Here is a 15,325-nt window from a genome sequence, read left to right on the forward strand (position 1 = left end):
AGACGTAGAAGCGGAAGGAGTATTACCACTTGCCGTAGGTGAAGCTACAAAACTAATACAGCTACTAATTAATGCTAGAAAAGCCTATATTTTTACCGTAAAATTTGGAACACAAACAGATAGCGGCGATTATGCCGGTAAAGTAATAGCAACGAAAGATTATATCCCTTCTCAAGAAGAGGCTTATGCCGTATGTTCTAAATTTATCGGTAACGTAACACAAATACCACCGGCTTTTTCAGCTCTTAAAGTTAACGGCGTAAGAGCTTATAAATTAGCAAGAGAGGGGAAAGAAGTAGAATTAAAGCCACGAAATATAACTATTTATGATCTAAAATGTTTAAATTTTGATGAGAAAAATGCTACCGCTATATACTATACGGAATGCTCAAAAGGTACTTATATAAGAACTTTAGCAGAAGATTTGGCATTGTCCTTGCAAAGTTTAGGATTTGTGATAGAATTACGCCGTACTCAGGTTGGAATATTTAAAGAAGAAAATGCTATCCGAATTAAATCGCCTGACGGAATTACCAAAAATTCCCTAGAGGAAAAAAGCATAAAGATAGAAGCAATACTGGACGACATCCTGGTTCTTGATGCAACTGACAGCCAAGCACAGCAAATTAAATACGGACAGAAATGTTTATTTAATTATGAAAAAGACGTTAATCTTTTATGGGTTCGCTATAAAGGTGTTTTGCTTGCAATAGGTAGCTTAAACAAGAGTTGCTTTAATTCTTTACGAGTATTTAATTTAACACAAGACTTCTTTTAAAACTAGAAGTCTATATATTTAAGGAGAAATTATCGATGTCGATTACTACAGAACGTAAACAACAATTAATTAAAGAATATGCTATAACGGAAAATGATACAGGTTCAAGTGCGGTGCAATGTGCTATCTTAACTGAAAGAATCAATAATTTAACCGAGCATTTTAAATCTAACCATAAAGATCATACTTCAAGACGCGGATTATTAATTTTAGTCGGACGTCGCCGCAGATTACTTAACTATATTAAAAAGAATAATGTTAGCGAATATTTAGATTTAATAAGTAAGCTAGGAATTAGAAAAATTAAGTAGTACAAATATCATACCGCAACTTGACCTAGTGTAATCCCGTGGTCAAGCCACGGTATGACAACCTTGAATAAAATATAAATTATGAAATGAGATAAATAGATGTTTAACGAAATAACTAAGAGTGTTACATGGGACGGGAAAGTTCTTGAGCTTAGTACAGGTAAAATAGCAAGGCAAGCTGACGGAGCAGTTACGGTAAAAATGGGCAATTCCGTTTTATTATGTACAGCAGTAGTAGCTAAAAAAGCAAAAGAAGGTATTGGCTTTTTTCCTTTAACGATTAATTATAGAGAAATGGCGTATGCTGCCGGTAAAATCCCCGGAGGATTTTTTAAACGTGAAGGGAAAGCATCAGATAGAGAAGTTTTAGTATCTCGTTTAATAGATAGACCGATTAGACCGTTATTTCATCCGGCTTTTGTGAATGAAACGCATGTAACTTGCAGTGTTCTTTCATATGATCCTGAAACTCCGGTAGATATACTTGCAATTATCGGCGCATCGGCTGCACTTAGCCTATCCCCTGCTCCTTATCTAGAAATAGTTGCTGCAAGTAAAGTCGGTTTAATCAACGGTGAATTTGTTTTAAATCCGGCACTTGAATTATTAAAAACAAGTCAGCTTGATTTAGTAGTTGCAGGAACATCAGATTCAGTAATGATGGTTGAATCGGAAGCTCATTTACTCTCTGAAGAACAAATGTTAGAAGCCGTAAAATTTGGATTTGAAAGCTTCCAGCCGGTAATAAAGATAATTAAAGAACTAGCAGAAGAAGCTAAAAAACCAAAGCTTGAAATGCAAGATTTATATCCTGCCTCATTAAAGAAAGAAATTGAGAAGTTATTTGTAAAAGAAATTAAACAAGTTTTTGTGATTAAATCTAAACAAGAACGTAGCACTAATTTAGATTTAATACCTGAAAAAGTTCTTACACATTTTGTAAGCGACATAGAAAATAAAAAATATAGTAATTATCAAATCGAATCGGCTTTAAAATCTATTGAATCAGATATATTACGTAACGAGATTTTAGAAAAAAATAGACGTATCGATGGAAGAAGTACCACGGATATAAGACAAATTGCTTGTGAAATAGGTTTACTACCTTCCGCACACGGTTCAGCTTTATTTACTAGAGGCGAAACGCAAAGCTTAGTTAGCACTACATTCGGTACTAGTTTAGATGAGCAGATAGTTGACAGTTTAGAGGGTGAGTATAAAGAGCGTTTTATGCTTAATTATATCTTTCCGCCCTACTCTGTAAATGAAGTAATGCCGATGAAAGCACCTAGTCGTCGTGAAGTCGGACACGGTAAACTCGCATGGCGTGCTATTAATCCAATATTACCTAATAAAGTACAATTTCCTTATTCTATTAGAGTAGTTGCCGAAACTACAGAGTCTAACGGTTCTTCTTCAATGGCAACTGTTTGCAGTAGTTCTCTTGCTTTAATGTATGCCGGCGTACCGATAAAAGCACCGGTTGCGGGTATTGCTATGGGACTGATTAAGGAAGGCAAAAAATTTGCCGTATTATCGGATATTCTCGGTGATGAAGATTATTTCGGTGATATGGACTTTAAGGTTGCAGGAACTAGTGAAGGGATTACTGCATTACAAATGGATATCAAAATATCCGGAGTAGATTTTAAAATAATGAAAGTAGCTTTAGAGCAAGCACGACTCGGTCGTTTGCATATACTGGAGCAAATGAATAAAGTTATCAGTAAACCAAATAGCGAACTAAGTAAAAATGCTCCTTCTACTACTACTATAAAAATAGATAAGGATAAAATTAGAGATATTATAGGACCGGGCGGTAAAGTAATAAAGGAAATTTGTGAAACTAGTGGCGCTAAAATAGATATAAGCGATGACGGCAGCGTTTCTGTTTATGCTTCAGATAGAGATAAGCTAAAAGTTGCCTTAGATAAAATTAAAGCTATTGCCGTTGAACCTGAAATCGGTGAAATATTTAACGGTACGGTAATGAAAGTCTTAGATTCCGGTGCTTTTATTAATTATTTAGGTAATAAAGACGGCTTTGTTCATATTAGTGAAATTTCAGAAGAAAGAATAGAAACGGTTAGTAGTGTTTTAAAACAAGGCGATATAGTAAAAGTTAAGCTAATAGGTTTTGATAATAAAGGCAAAGCAAAATTAACTATTAAAAATACCGATAAGGATAAATCTTCAAATAATCCAAAACCAAAAAATAATGTTAATAATGCTAAGGAAAATTCAGAACCTGAGCAGCGACGTGATTCTAGTAAAAAACGAGCTTGGAATGAAGATAATAATACTGAAACGGCTGAAGTAATTACAGAACGTAAGTATTTTAATTGATCTTGTAATACCATGGACAAGCCACGGTATTACAATGAGTAAATAAATGACCAACACAAATAATTACCGCATCATCGCAAAGAGGGTTATTTCTAGTGAAGCAAGTGCTTTAGAAAAATTATCCGAAAATATCCCTGAAGATTTTAACAGAATTATAGAATTTTTACTATCTTTCAAAGGACGGGTAATTTTAACGGGTATAGGTAAAAGCGGTTATATTGCAAAAAAAATAGCAGCTAGCTTTTCCTCAACCGGTATGCCTGCTTTTTATTTACATCCGGCAGAAGCAAGTCACGGCGATTTAGGTATGGTAACGAGAAATGATCTAGTAATTATGCTATCTAATTCCGGTGAAACTAAAGAGCTATTTAATATAATTGAATATTGCAAGAACTCTTCCATAAAAATTGCTGCGATGACAATGAATAAAAATTCCACTTTAGCTAAAAGAAGCGATTTTTTATTAATAGTACCTGAATACCCGGAAGCTTCTGTAATTGGAGCTCCTACTATATCATCTTTAATAATGTTATCACTCGGTGATGCTTTAATGACTGTTATACATGAAAAACGAGGCTTTACTAAAGATGATTTTAAAATTTATCATCCGGGAGGTACAATCGGTGCTAATTTAACAAAAGTTAAAAACCTAATGCGTAGCGGTGATGAAATACCTTTAGTATATGAAGATACTTCCTTTGCCGAAACTATAATTGTTATGAATAAAAAACGTTTAGGTTGTACACTTGTAACAGATAAAAACCAAAATTTGGTGGGAATTATAACCGATGGGGATTTACGTCGTCATATTAACGATCAAATCTACTTAAAAATAGCATCAAGCATTATGACCAAAAACCCTATTCATATCTCATCGGAAATATTTGCAAAAGAGGCTTTAAATTTAATGAAAGCCAAGAATATCACTAATATACCGATTGTTGATAATAATGTTATTATAGGCATTATCCATATTCATGATTTACTACGCATAGGAGTTAGCTAAAATCTATGCCCTCTTCTTATAAACGGCGAAAAAAAATTTGGAAATCTGTATATCTTTTTAATAATAGTTGGAAATTTTGTAATAGGCTATATATAAATAAAAGTGGTAATTTAATGAAGAAACGATATTACGGTAAAAAAAAGTTTAAAAGATACTAAAAATTTTGATTTAAAATATAATATTATATTGAAAGATTCAATTTTTGAGGGAGTAAATAAAAATTTAAATGCGTATAAGATTAAAACTGAGCGAGCTATAAAAGAGTCAGATAACAAATATAAACTAGATATAATAAATGCTATTTATAATGTAAATCAAGACCAAACTCTTATTATCAATGCGAAAGAAGGCTTTTTAGATGAAGAATCAAACATATTAGATTTAAAAAACGATGTAAAACTTTTTTTTGATGAGATCATATTTAACACTAACGATGCAAGGATTGATTTAGTAAATAAGAATATAACCGGTCATTCCCCTGCTAAGTTACTTTACAAAAACTCTTCAATTACTTCGGATAGTTTTAATACGAAGGATGAAAATAATATTATAATTTTTAAAAGCAATGTCTCTACAATCATCGATTTATCGGATTAGACATCTTTCTAGACCAACTTATAGAGAGGAATTTAAAGGAGACACGGAGCGCAGCACCGCAGCGTATATAGACATACGTGAGGATGCGAGTACCGGATCGACGTCTAAATTACCTCTAGAAGCAAAGTTTAGAAAGATGTCTATTATTAAACTTGTTTTACTTCTTATAATTAGTACCGTAATATATGCTAATGATAAAAATATTTCAAATTTACATATAACATCTGATACTTTAATTATTGATAGAACCAAACAAAAGGCAGAATATCTTGGAAATGTTGTTGTTTACTTCGATAATGCGATACTTAGAACGAAAGAATTATATATTTTTTATAAAACAATAGCTGAAAAGCAAACTATTGATCATGTAGTTGTCCCTACTAAATTGACTGTAGAAAGAAAAATAAATAATGAATTATTACTTGCAGATAGTGCTAAATATTTTTTCGATAATAAACAACTTATTCTACTTGGTAATGTAATATTACAGCGTGACGATAATGTTTTAAAAACTAATAAACTAATCTACTATGTAGATATTATTAAGAAATAGAGCTATTTATCGTTGGTATAGCATAGGCAATTAAGATAGTGATATTAATAAAAGGATATGGTAAAGTAATTAGAAAATAGTTATGCCAAGTCCATATTCATATGATTTAAGAAAGGGAGTGATTCAATATATTGAGTCAGGGAAAAGAATAATAGAAGCAAGTCAAGTATTTAATATCAGCCGTAAAGTAATATATGATTGGAAGAAATTAAAGAAAGAAACAGGAGATGTTCAATTAAAAACTGGCTATCAAAAAGGGCATAGTCATAAAATAACAGATATGGAAGGATTTAAAAAATTTTTGGAATCTAATAAAGATAAAAGCAGTCGAGAGCTAGCCATCTTGTATCCTAGTAAAGTGTCAGCAAGAACTATAATAAACATGATTAGAAAAGTTGGTTACAGCTATAAAAAAACTTTTCTTCATCCCAAAAGAAATCATAAATTAAGAAATGAGTTTATAGAAAAGATAACCACCATAGACAAAGATAAACTAGTGTTTTTGGATGAATCAAGAATAGAAGATAATGCGTGTCGAGAACATGGCTGGAGCCCAAAAGGAGAAAGATGTTATGGTGAAAAAGTTTATCAGCACAAACACAGAATTAGTATGATTGCTGGCCTATTTAATAGCAATATTGTAGCACCTCTAATATTTGAAGGCAATTGTAATAAAGCTATTTTTGAGACGTATGTCAAGGATATACTCATTAAAGAATTAAGGGCAGGACAAGTCGTAGTAATGGATAATATTAATTTTCATAAAAACTCTAAGGTAAAAGAATTAATTGAATCGGTAGGGGCAAGTATTTTATTCCTTCCTACTTACAGTCCTGACCTTAATCCTATAGAACATTATTGGTTTAAAATTAAACATCAAATTAGAAAAGATACTAGTAACTTTACATATTTTTTTGATGCTGTTTATCACGTATTACAAAAAGTAACTACCTTACCTGCTTAAGCTATATCATTTAAGTAATTATATAATGCTTCAAAAAAAGAATCATATTTCCCATTACCTATAATATCGTGATATATAAGAGAGTCTATATTGAGTGCTTGAATAACCAACTTCCCATCTATCGATAATATTTTTTTGAAGAGTTCTAAATCTTCAATATGAAACGCGAGTTTCGTATTAATAGAGGAACTGAATAGCTGATAGTAACTGGGTTACGAGGATATTAGTAATATTGTTTTTGTTATAAAATGTACTTAAAACTGCATAAATTTTTAGTAAATTGTCTTTTTTGACTATAACTATTAAATTGTAAAACTTGTCACACCTCTTACAAACCTTGAAAGGATAAGGATTATAGCATATTCATTAACCATAATTTAGGCATCTTAATACGAAACTCGCGTTATGAAGAGCCATGGAAAAAATATTATTATGTAGTACCATGGTCTGTCAGATTTTTTATGTAAGTACGATTTCTCCATTTGCCCAATTTTGTAAATTAGTATCACAAAGTATAGCAAATTGATTTAAAGCCATGGCCCAATTCTTAATAGGCATTGTCCATTTTTTAGAAGCATTTGTCAATGCTAAAAAGATTATTTTCTGAATCGATTTATCATCTGGAAATACCCCCTTATTTTTTATAATTTTACGAATTTGACGGTTAGTTGATTCAATAGCATTAGTAGTGTAAATCGCCTTTCTAATGTCTTCCGGAAAGCTAAAGAACGGAGCTATTCCAGACCAATTTCTCTGCCATATATCAAAAATAACTGGATATTTTTCATCCCATTTTTTAGCAAAATTTTGTAATTCTCTTAATCCCTCTGCTTCATTTATTGCAGAATAAACTGCCTTTAAATCAGCTGTTACCGATTTTAAATCTTTATATGATACGTATTTTACAGAGTTTCTTACCATATGAACAATACACAGTTGTACTGTGGTTTTTGGGAAAATGCTATTTATTGCTTCTGGAAAACCTTTAAGACCATCAACACACGCAACATATATTTGTTCTACACCACGATTCTTCAGTTCTGTTACTACTTGCATCCAAAATTTAGATCCTTCATTCTTGCCTATCCAAATACCTAATAGTTCCTTCTTGCCTTCTATATTCACGCCAATAGCTAGATAAACTGCTTTATTTATTATTATATGATTGTCTCTTGCCTTAACATGAATACAATCTACATTATAGGATATACACTATCAAGTGCTCTATTCTGCCACGCAGTAACTTCCTCTAAAATGCCATCAGTTACCTTTGATATTAACTCAGATGATACTTTGGTGGCATATAGTTCTTCTAAGTGCCCTTGTATTTCTCGAATAGTCATTCCCCTAGCATATAAAGATATTACTTTATCATCAAATCCTTCAAATCTCCTTACTCCTTTTGGAATTAGTTGAGGTTCAAATTCTCCTTCCCGATCCCTTGGTACTTCTACTATCAATTTACGACCCTCGGAATCTATTAGAGTCTTTTCATAATTGCCATTACGTCTATTATCTGACTCCTTGGTATTCTTAGAATGCTTCTCATAACCTATATGAGATTCCATTTCTTTTTCTAAAATCTTATTTACTATCTGCTTTTTAATTTCCTGAAATATTCCTTCTTTGCCAAATATCTCAGATGGATCACTTTGTGATAGTATTTCTGATACTACTTTTTCTATAGTCGGATTTGATACTTTACTCTTATTCTTCATATTAGCCTCATGTAAGTTGTTTTAATTAATTTTATTCTTAACTATTTTTATAACTTACACAAACTTTCTGACACCCCCTAGTACCATGCTTTTTATTATTTTCCACTTCTCTATAGTACTATATTTAGACCATTCCATAACTTATTTACTCCTTAAATAAATTTTTAGGCATTCGTAATAAACCGTATTATAGAATTTTTCGACAGAGTTCTTCCCAAACTCTACTTCTAGAGGTAATTTGTATGTCGATCCGGTACTCGCATCCTCACGTACGCTTTTGTACGCTGCGGTACTACGTTCCGTGTCTCCTTCAAATTCCTCTCTATAAGCAAATTTGGAAAGAACTCTACTTTCAGGGAATTTGCCGTTTGCAGATAGAGAAATTACCAAAATTTCTGATTTCGATACGCTTTTGTTCTTTAAGAGATTCGTTTAAATAATCTAAAACTAAAGAACCCTCAGCTATAAGCTGAGGGGTTATAAAGTGGAATCGATTAGAAATCGATCATCATTCACAGGTTCACCTTCCTGTTCATCAATATAGTGCTGTATCATTTCATCAGTTATATTACCTGAACTGACCGCCATATAGCCCCTAGCCCACAAATGATTGCCCCAAAATTGTTTTCTTAAATGAGCAAATTCTTGCAATAAAATTCTTGAGCTACTACCTTTTAAATACTGTACTAACTTGCTAAGAGATATTTGTGATTTATATGAGATAAACATATGCACGTGATCACATGATATTTTCCCTGAAATTATATATACTTCATGTTCCATACAAATCTGCCTTAGTAAATCTCTAGCCCTTTCCGCTACTTTGCCTATCAATACTCTCTTCCTATATTTTGGTATCCATATAAGATGTACTTTTAAATCATACTGACTATGACTATTCTTTCTATAACTTCTCATGTTTCTTGATATAAATTCATTGCTAAAGCAATTTCATTATATCTTCCCTTCGCCTGAAGGCGAGGGATTTCTTATCCCCGAAGGGGGACATTCAATCTACTGAATCTTTAACATCTTCTTTAGAAAGATAATTCAGCTTATCATGTATTTTATCTATTAAATAATTCTTAGTAACCATTATTAAAAAATCGCTTTGATTCCGTTAAAACTATTTTTAAAAAAACTAGGTGTTATACTATCAAAATCTTCAAGTATTATGTCCATTAATTTTGGTTTTGGTTTTAATTGATAATCTTTAACTAGTAGATTAACATTAATTTTCTTAACTTCCTGTAACCATTTTAATGCAGTATCTTCCGAGCCTATAGCATCCACAAGCTTTAACTTTAAAGCCTGACGACCTGAATATACTCGTCCGTCTGCGAGCTTTTTTACTTCTTCTATAGGAAGATTACGCCTCTCTGAAACAAGTTCAAGGAAGAAATTATAAGTATCTTCTATATTTTCCATAATGGCTACCCGCACTGCTTCCGTCAGTTTTTCGGTAGGATTTGGGACGGCTTTTAATTCACCCGATTTGAAATTATTAAATTTAATCCCCAATTTTTGAGCAAGCTCCGTTACCTCGGCTGTTTGTAGTATTACACCGATTGAGCCCGTAATAGTTCCGTTATGGCTGACAATATAATCACCTCCAAGAGAGATTAAATAACCGCCGCTTGCAGCTATTGTTCCCATAACTATCACTACCGGTTTTTTTTCAGATATTTTACGCAGAATATTATAAATTTTTTCAGAGCCGACTACCGTACCGCCGGGAGAATTTACGTTAACTATTAACGCTTTAATATGAGAATCATCGATTATTTTTTTGAGCTTTTTGTCACGCTTTTCGTCTTCAAGAATTATTTCGTCTATTAATACGGAAGCTATATAGTCTTCATTACTATTAATATGTAAAACCTCTTTTGGAGCAAAATCTTTACCGACTAGTAAGAATACGATAGCAATTAAAATAATAGCTGCTAGCTTCCAAATTAACAAACGAGATTTTATTTGTCTTCTTTCAATTAAATAATCGGATGATATATTCATGATTTCTTATGTTTTTGTAGTTACCCAAGGCGTTGTTGTATTAAATTCGATGTCATTCCCGCGAAGCATTGTTGCGTGGATTAATTCCGCCGCTGTCATCCCGCGACTTGATCGCGGGATCCAGTTTAAAATACTAAAATTATTAGTGCTTTAAATTATTTTTTGGATACCGTGGTCAAGCCACGGTATATGACACTGAGTGCGTTTTTCGATCCATGCCACCCCCACGGCCTCGCAGGAATGACATCAAGTATTATAAACCGTTCTTAGGACGTTCAGGACTCTTCATCATCTCAAAAAACTCACCGTTAGTTTTAGTATTTTCAAGTTTTTTGAGTAAAAATTCTATTGCTTCACTGCTACCCATCGGATCTATAATACGACGAAGAACCCACATTTTATTTAATATTATTTTATCTACTAATAAATCTTCTTTTCTAGTTCCTGATCTAGTCATATCAATAGCCGGATAAATACGCTTATCGGCAATCTTACGATCTAGAACTATCTCGGAATTACCTGTACCTTTAAACTCCTCAAAAATTACCTCATCCATACGAGAACCGGTTTCAATTAAAGCCGTACCGATTATAGTAAGCGAGCCGCCGTTTTCGATATTTCTTGCTGCTCCGAAAAATCTTTTCGGTCTTTGTAGTGCATTAGCATCAACACCGCCCGTTAATACTTTCCCTGATGATGGTACTACAGTATTATAAGCACGAGCTAAACGTGTTATCGCATCTACTAAAATCACCACATCTTTTTTATGTTCTACTAAACGCTTTGCTTTTTCAATAACCATTTCTGCAAGCTGCATGTGCCTACTTGCCGGTTCATCGAAAGTAGAGCTAACAACCTCCCCACGCACGGAACGTTGCATATCTGTTACTTCTTCAGGTCTTTCGTCTATTAACAGTACTATTAAAAATACTTCCGGATTATTGGTTGTAATTGCATGTGCTATATTTTGTAATAATACGGTTTTACCTGTACGAGGCGGTGCTACTATTAATGCACGTTGCCCTTTACCCATAGGGGCAACAAGTTCAATAACTCGTGTACTAAAATCCTTACTATCTTTACTATTATTTTCAAGTTCTAATCCTAGTTTTTCATCAGGATATAAGGGAGTTAAATTATCAAAATGAACACGATGATAAGCTTTAGAAGGGTCTTCAAAATTTACTCTATTGACTTTCAGTAAAGCAAAATAACGCTCCCCGGCTTTTGGAGCTCTGATCTGACCTTCTACCGTATCACCGGTACGTAGACCAAAACGACGAATCTGACTAGGAGAGATATAAATATCATCAGGGCCTGCTAAATAGTTTACTTCCGGCGAACGTAAAAAACCAAATCCGTCAGGTAGTACTTCAAGTACCCCCTCTCCCACTATTAAACCTCCCTGCTCTACGGATTTTTTCAAAATTGCAAAAACTAATTCTTGTTTAAGTAATGAATTAATATTTTCAATTTTTAATTCTTCTGCTTGAGCTTGTAGTTCCTCCGGTAATTTACGTTTTAATTGTTTTAAATTAATAATATTACCGTTCTCTGCAAAATTATTATGATTGTTATTGTTAAGTTCTTCTGTGGATTCTTTATTAGTTGTGTTCATTATTTTATTATTAATAGATTATAATTGAAAAGTTGAGTTAGCAATTAAGTTTAAAGGTAAGTAATATACTTATTTAAATTAGGAATCAAAGTTTATTATTATTTCATGAGATTACCGCACAGCCTACGGCTGCGTAGCTCATGACGACTCAGGTAATCTCTCTTCGCAATGACGGATAAACCAATCCACGCAACTCTATAAATCCTTTGATTTTAACAATAACACATTTGTATTAAGTAATGGAAAGAATACGTTTTTAACTTCGTTTAATAAGACTTCATTGCTTATTTCTTGGTTTAATTCGCTGCGTACCGCATCAAATATTTCTCTTAAACTTTTCTCTTCTACCATATATTTGAAAATATATTTAGTACTTCTAAATATCGATATTGAGATATTAACATTATTTAGCACTCCATTATTAATAGTAAAATTAATAACATTATTTACTGCTGAAGGATTAGACTCCAAATGTTCATAAATTTGTTTAGCAAAATTGGCGATATTATGGAAGTACGGTATATTATCAAGATCATCAAACGAGGCTACACTATCTTTTTGATTTGATACGTAAAATGAATGTTTAATAATATTACCGGTAAGTATTTCGGAAATTGCTTCTCTAGTTACTTTATCCATCTTTTTAACTTTTTGCAGAAGTGAAAAATCTTTTATATAATTTTCCGGTCTTAATAAAATTTTCTCTAAAGGATCAAGATAATCAACAAAATTTAAGTCTGCTTTTTCTACGAATTCATATAACTCAGGAACGGAATAGGCTCTATCCTGTTTGTGCAGGAACATATCATAAACTCCAACATCACCGAAATTTTGGTAATCTGAAAATAACTCCCAACCTCTTTTATACCAGTTAGTAGCAGGCAGGTTATCTAGAATTAGCTTCCCGTTCATTACTTCTTCGACACGGCTTTTAGTATCTTTATTTATCATTTTCATTAAATCCTGAATTTGATAAACACCGGTACGTCCGTATTTAGCATATACCATTAAACCCATACCGCCGGTCGGCTTTAAAGAATCTTTTAGATTTTTTAAACCTTCATCAGGATTTGCTAAATGATGAAGCACGCCGATACAATTTATATAATCGAATTTTCCAAGTTTTAGATTAGGTATATTTAATATTGAATCATTAATCCATTTAATATTTTTAAGACCTCGTACTTCTGCACGTTTTTGTGCTACTTCCATGCTAGGCTTGCTAAAATCTAGATATATTATTTCGGCATTTTTATCTTTTAACTGTTCAGCAAGATAAATAGTTGAATCACCGGTGCCGCCACCTGCTATTAAGCATCTAAAATTATTATTAAAATTTTCTTTTCCTTTATATAGAAAATGGTTTAATTCTCCTAAGAACTCACCGCAAATTGCAAGTAAACGTTCTTTTTCTTGATTTGGGTCTCTGAAAGGATAAGGATAATCTTGATAATGCTCTTGTACTTCTGCTAAATCTTTAGAAATTGTAGTATTTTTTGTTTTCTTTAAATCGTTCATAAATTATTATTTTTTAAGTTGTTATTATATATACTTGTCTATCTACTCTTTTAGAAGTATATCTTTTATAATTAATTGAATAGTATAATTATCTTGCCAATTATTTGTTTTTAACGTTCCTATTGCGGTAATATTTTTTGCTTTAGGGCTTAATAAAACATCTTCAAATGAAGTTCCTACCGAATTAAAAGCAATAGCAGATAAGGCTTTATTACCAAAGCCTCGCTTATTTGGAACAAGTATACATTTAATATGCTTACTTCCAACGATATCCGCTTTTAATACAAATAAATCATCGAATTTAAATATAGGCTCATGATTTCCTTGACCGAAAGGCTCTAAAGTGTTTAATTCCTCCATTAAAGGGAAATTCACACTATTAACCGTTAAATCAATATCATATTCCGCATGCTTATAATTTTCTAGTTTATTTATACTAATTCTAAAAGCATTATTAAAAAAATTCTGCAATTCTTGTAATTTTTCAGCAGTTACGGTAAAACCTGCCGCCATAGCATGACCTCCGCCTGCTATTAGCAAATCTTTGCTTTTAGCATTGATAATTTCAGCACCAAAATCAATACCTAAAATAGAACGGCATGAAGCTTTACCAATCCCGTCATTTAAAGCTATAACTGCCACCGGCTTATCAAATTTTTCTTTTAATCTGCCGGCAACGATTCCTATAACGCCTGGATGCCATCCTTCTTTTACGATAAATAATAAACTACTATCTTGTTGTGTCAAAGCAATTTCCATTGCTTCTTCTATCATTAATAACTCAATTACTTTACGCTCATTATTATGTTTTTCAAGTTCTTCAGCTAATTTATTTGCTTCATTAGAACAACTAGTAGATAGGAGATTAGCCCCTAAACTTGACTTTCCTACTCTACCGCCTGCGTTGATACGCGGACCTAGAATAAACCCTAAATGATAACATTTCGGTATTTCATTAAGCCCTGCCATATCATATAATGCTTTAATCCCTATATTTTGCCTTTGTTGCATTACTTTCAATCCGCTTGCGACAAATGCACGATTTAAGCCTGTTAATTTCATCATATCGCAAACAGTACCAAGAGCCACTAAATCTAGATACTTCATTAGATTAGGCTGAAGCATTGGTTGCGTGAAATAATTTTGCTTCTTTAAATTCGATAATATTGCAGTTACAAATAAGAAAGCAACTCCTACGGCTGCCAAATGTTTATATTCGCTTTTTTCATCAATACGATTTGGATTTACTATAGCTACTGCATCTGGTAATATTTCCGTAGCTATATGATGATCGATTACTATAACATCAAGATTAACGTCTTTTGCGTATTTTAGGGCTTCATGTGCCATAGCACCGCAATCAACCGTAATTAATAATTCTGTGCCGTTATCTTTAATTTTTTGCATAGCAAAAGGAGTTGGGCCGTATCCTTCAGCTATACGATCGGGAACATAAATATCACATATTATATTTAAATCTCTAAAAATATTTTTAAGTAAAGCGGCTGAAGTAGCACCGTCCACATCATAATCGGCAAAGATACATATTTTTTGGTTATTTAAAATAGCTTTAACGGTTCTATCTACAGCCTTTTCCATATCAAGTAGATGAAAAGGATCAGGTAATAAATTTTTGATTTTCGGTATCAAAAAATTTTCTACTTCCTCTAGATTATTTACTCTTAATGATACTATCCTAGCAAGTAAATCACTAATTTTGAAACTACGACATAACTCGGTGACTATATCTTCGTTAATCAGTTTCTGCTGCCAGATTTTACCGTTTATAGATGCTTGTGGTTTCATTTGTTTATTAGGCTGTATTTTTGCTGTATACGTCATTGCGAGTAGGCATTGTTGCGTGGACCGGTAAAAGCCACTGTGTGTGTTATCCCGTGGCTTT

Annotated in this window: 13 protein-coding genes and 4 pseudogenes; 8 read left to right on the top strand and 9 right to left on the bottom strand. The window is 32.6% G+C overall.

What is annotated here, in order from left to right:
- From truB to REIS_RS12695, 7 genes and pseudogenes are all read left to right on the top strand, one after another.
- Positions 1–778: tRNA pseudouridine(55) synthase TruB (gene truB / locus REIS_RS05200; RefSeq protein ID WP_008580201.1), on the top strand; the 778-nt coding region annotated here is incomplete at its 5' end.
- A gap of 35 nt (positions 779–813) precedes the next feature.
- Positions 814–1,089, top strand: coding sequence for a 30S ribosomal protein S15 (gene rpsO / locus REIS_RS05205; RefSeq protein WP_008580203.1), 276 nt, complete (start codon positions 814–816; stop codon positions 1,087–1,089).
- A gap of 99 nt (positions 1,090–1,188) precedes the next feature.
- A complete protein-coding gene (pnp, locus tag REIS_RS05210) occupies positions 1,189–3,435 on the top strand; it encodes a polyribonucleotide nucleotidyltransferase (protein WP_008580204.1) in 2,247 nt (748 codons plus the stop codon).
- Between the two features lie 46 nt (positions 3,436–3,481).
- Positions 3,482–4,441 carry an SIS domain-containing protein gene (locus REIS_RS05215; RefSeq protein ID WP_008580205.1) on the top strand — a complete coding sequence of 320 codons (960 nt, stop codon included), beginning with the start codon at positions 3,482–3,484 and terminating at the stop codon, positions 4,439–4,441.
- Between the two features lie 5 nt (positions 4,442–4,446).
- Positions 4,447–5,038, top strand: a pseudogene (gene lptC, locus REIS_RS05220) (LPS export ABC transporter periplasmic protein LptC).
- Between the two features lie 136 nt (positions 5,039–5,174).
- Positions 5,175–5,591, top strand: a complete 417-nt coding sequence (locus tag REIS_RS05225; RefSeq protein ID WP_081819166.1) for an LptA/OstA family protein — start codon at positions 5,175–5,177, stop codon at positions 5,589–5,591.
- A gap of 82 nt (positions 5,592–5,673) precedes the next feature.
- Positions 5,674–6,555: an IS630 family transposase gene (locus REIS_RS12695; protein WP_008580209.1), complete on the top strand. Its 882-nt coding sequence runs from the start codon at positions 5,674–5,676 to the stop codon at positions 6,553–6,555.
- On the opposite strand, the gene REIS_RS17260 is transcribed toward REIS_RS12695, so the two are convergent.
- From REIS_RS17260 to sppA, 6 genes and pseudogenes are all read right to left on the bottom strand, one after another.
- A complete protein-coding gene (locus REIS_RS17260; RefSeq protein WP_083787769.1) occupies positions 6,552–6,737 on the bottom strand; it encodes a hypothetical protein in 186 nt (61 codons plus the stop codon). The genes REIS_RS12695 and REIS_RS17260 overlap by 4 nt on opposite strands.
- A gap of 277 nt (positions 6,738–7,014) precedes the next feature.
- Positions 7,015–8,273, bottom strand: a pseudogene (locus tag REIS_RS11185) (IS256 family transposase).
- 348 nt (positions 8,274–8,621) lie between these two features.
- A pseudogene (locus tag REIS_RS15720) lies at positions 8,622–8,724 on the bottom strand (DNA-binding protein); the annotation flags it as partial.
- 26 nt (positions 8,725–8,750) lie between these two features.
- A complete protein-coding gene (tnpA, locus tag REIS_RS05250) occupies positions 8,751–9,191 on the bottom strand; it encodes an IS200/IS605 family transposase (RefSeq protein ID WP_008579210.1) in 441 nt (146 codons plus the stop codon).
- A 94-nt stretch (positions 9,192–9,285) separates the two neighbouring features.
- Positions 9,286–9,369 (bottom strand): annotated as a pseudogene (locus tag REIS_RS17770) (DNA-binding protein); the annotation flags it as partial.
- Positions 9,370–9,371: 2 nt separating this feature from the next.
- Positions 9,372–10,286: a signal peptide peptidase SppA gene (gene sppA, locus REIS_RS05260; RefSeq protein WP_008580215.1), complete on the bottom strand. Its 915-nt coding sequence runs from the start codon at positions 10,284–10,286 to the stop codon at positions 9,372–9,374.
- Here sppA and REIS_RS14260 point away from each other — a divergent pair.
- A complete protein-coding gene (locus tag REIS_RS14260) occupies positions 10,285–10,440 on the top strand; it encodes a hypothetical protein (RefSeq protein WP_008580216.1) in 156 nt (51 codons plus the stop codon). The two genes, sppA and REIS_RS14260, sit on opposite strands and share 2 nt — an antisense overlap.
- Before the next feature lie 99 nt (positions 10,441–10,539).
- On the opposite strand, the gene rho is transcribed toward REIS_RS14260, so the two are convergent.
- From rho to recJ, 3 genes are all read right to left on the bottom strand, one after another.
- A complete protein-coding gene (gene rho / locus REIS_RS05265; RefSeq protein WP_008580217.1) occupies positions 10,540–11,904 on the bottom strand; it encodes a transcription termination factor Rho in 1,365 nt (454 codons plus the stop codon).
- A 195-nt stretch (positions 11,905–12,099) separates the two neighbouring features.
- Positions 12,100–13,422 (bottom strand): class I SAM-dependent methyltransferase, encoded by a 1,323-nt coding sequence (locus tag REIS_RS05270; protein WP_008580218.1) that lies wholly within the window; start codon positions 13,420–13,422, stop codon positions 12,100–12,102.
- A 42-nt stretch (positions 13,423–13,464) separates the two neighbouring features.
- Positions 13,465–15,228 (bottom strand): single-stranded-DNA-specific exonuclease RecJ, encoded by a 1,764-nt coding sequence (recJ, locus tag REIS_RS05275; protein WP_037214292.1) that lies wholly within the window; start codon positions 15,226–15,228, stop codon positions 13,465–13,467.
- Positions 15,229–15,325 lie beyond the last annotated feature (97 nt).

The sequence above is a fragment of the Rickettsia endosymbiont of Ixodes scapularis genome (assembly GCF_000160735.1).
Taxonomy (GTDB): Bacteria; Pseudomonadota; Alphaproteobacteria; order Rickettsiales; family Rickettsiaceae; genus Rickettsia; species Rickettsia tamurae.

What these genes read in the sequence shown, in the direction of transcription:
- pnp (WP_008580204.1), top strand. Translation starts at nt 1,189, where the DNA reads ATGTTTAACGAAATAACTAAGAGTGTTACATGGGACGGGAAAGTTCTT.
- REIS_RS05225 (WP_081819166.1), top strand. Translation starts at nt 5,175, where the DNA reads ATGTCTATTATTAAACTTGTTTTACTTCTTATAATTAGTACCGTAATA.
- REIS_RS05215 (WP_008580205.1), top strand. Translation starts at nt 3,482, where the DNA reads ATGACCAACACAAATAATTACCGCATCATCGCAAAGAGGGTTATTTCT.
- recJ (WP_037214292.1), bottom strand. Translation starts at nt 15,228, where the DNA reads ATGAAACCACAAGCATCTATAAACGGTAAAATCTGGCAGCAGAAACTG.
- REIS_RS14260 (WP_008580216.1), top strand. Translation starts at nt 10,285, where the DNA reads ATGATTTCTTATGTTTTTGTAGTTACCCAAGGCGTTGTTGTATTAAAT.
- REIS_RS12695 (WP_008580209.1), top strand. Translation starts at nt 5,674, where the DNA reads ATGCCAAGTCCATATTCATATGATTTAAGAAAGGGAGTGATTCAATAT.
- sppA (WP_008580215.1), bottom strand. Translation starts at nt 10,286, where the DNA reads ATGAATATATCATCCGATTATTTAATTGAAAGAAGACAAATAAAATCT.
- REIS_RS05270 (WP_008580218.1), bottom strand. Translation starts at nt 13,422, where the DNA reads ATGAACGATTTAAAGAAAACAAAAAATACTACAATTTCTAAAGATTTA.
- rho (WP_008580217.1), bottom strand. Translation starts at nt 11,904, where the DNA reads ATGAACACAACTAATAAAGAATCCACAGAAGAACTTAACAATAACAAT.
- tnpA (WP_008579210.1), bottom strand. Translation starts at nt 9,191, where the DNA reads ATGAGAAGTTATAGAAAGAATAGTCATAGTCAGTATGATTTAAAAGTA.
- rpsO (WP_008580203.1), top strand. Translation starts at nt 814, where the DNA reads ATGTCGATTACTACAGAACGTAAACAACAATTAATTAAAGAATATGCT.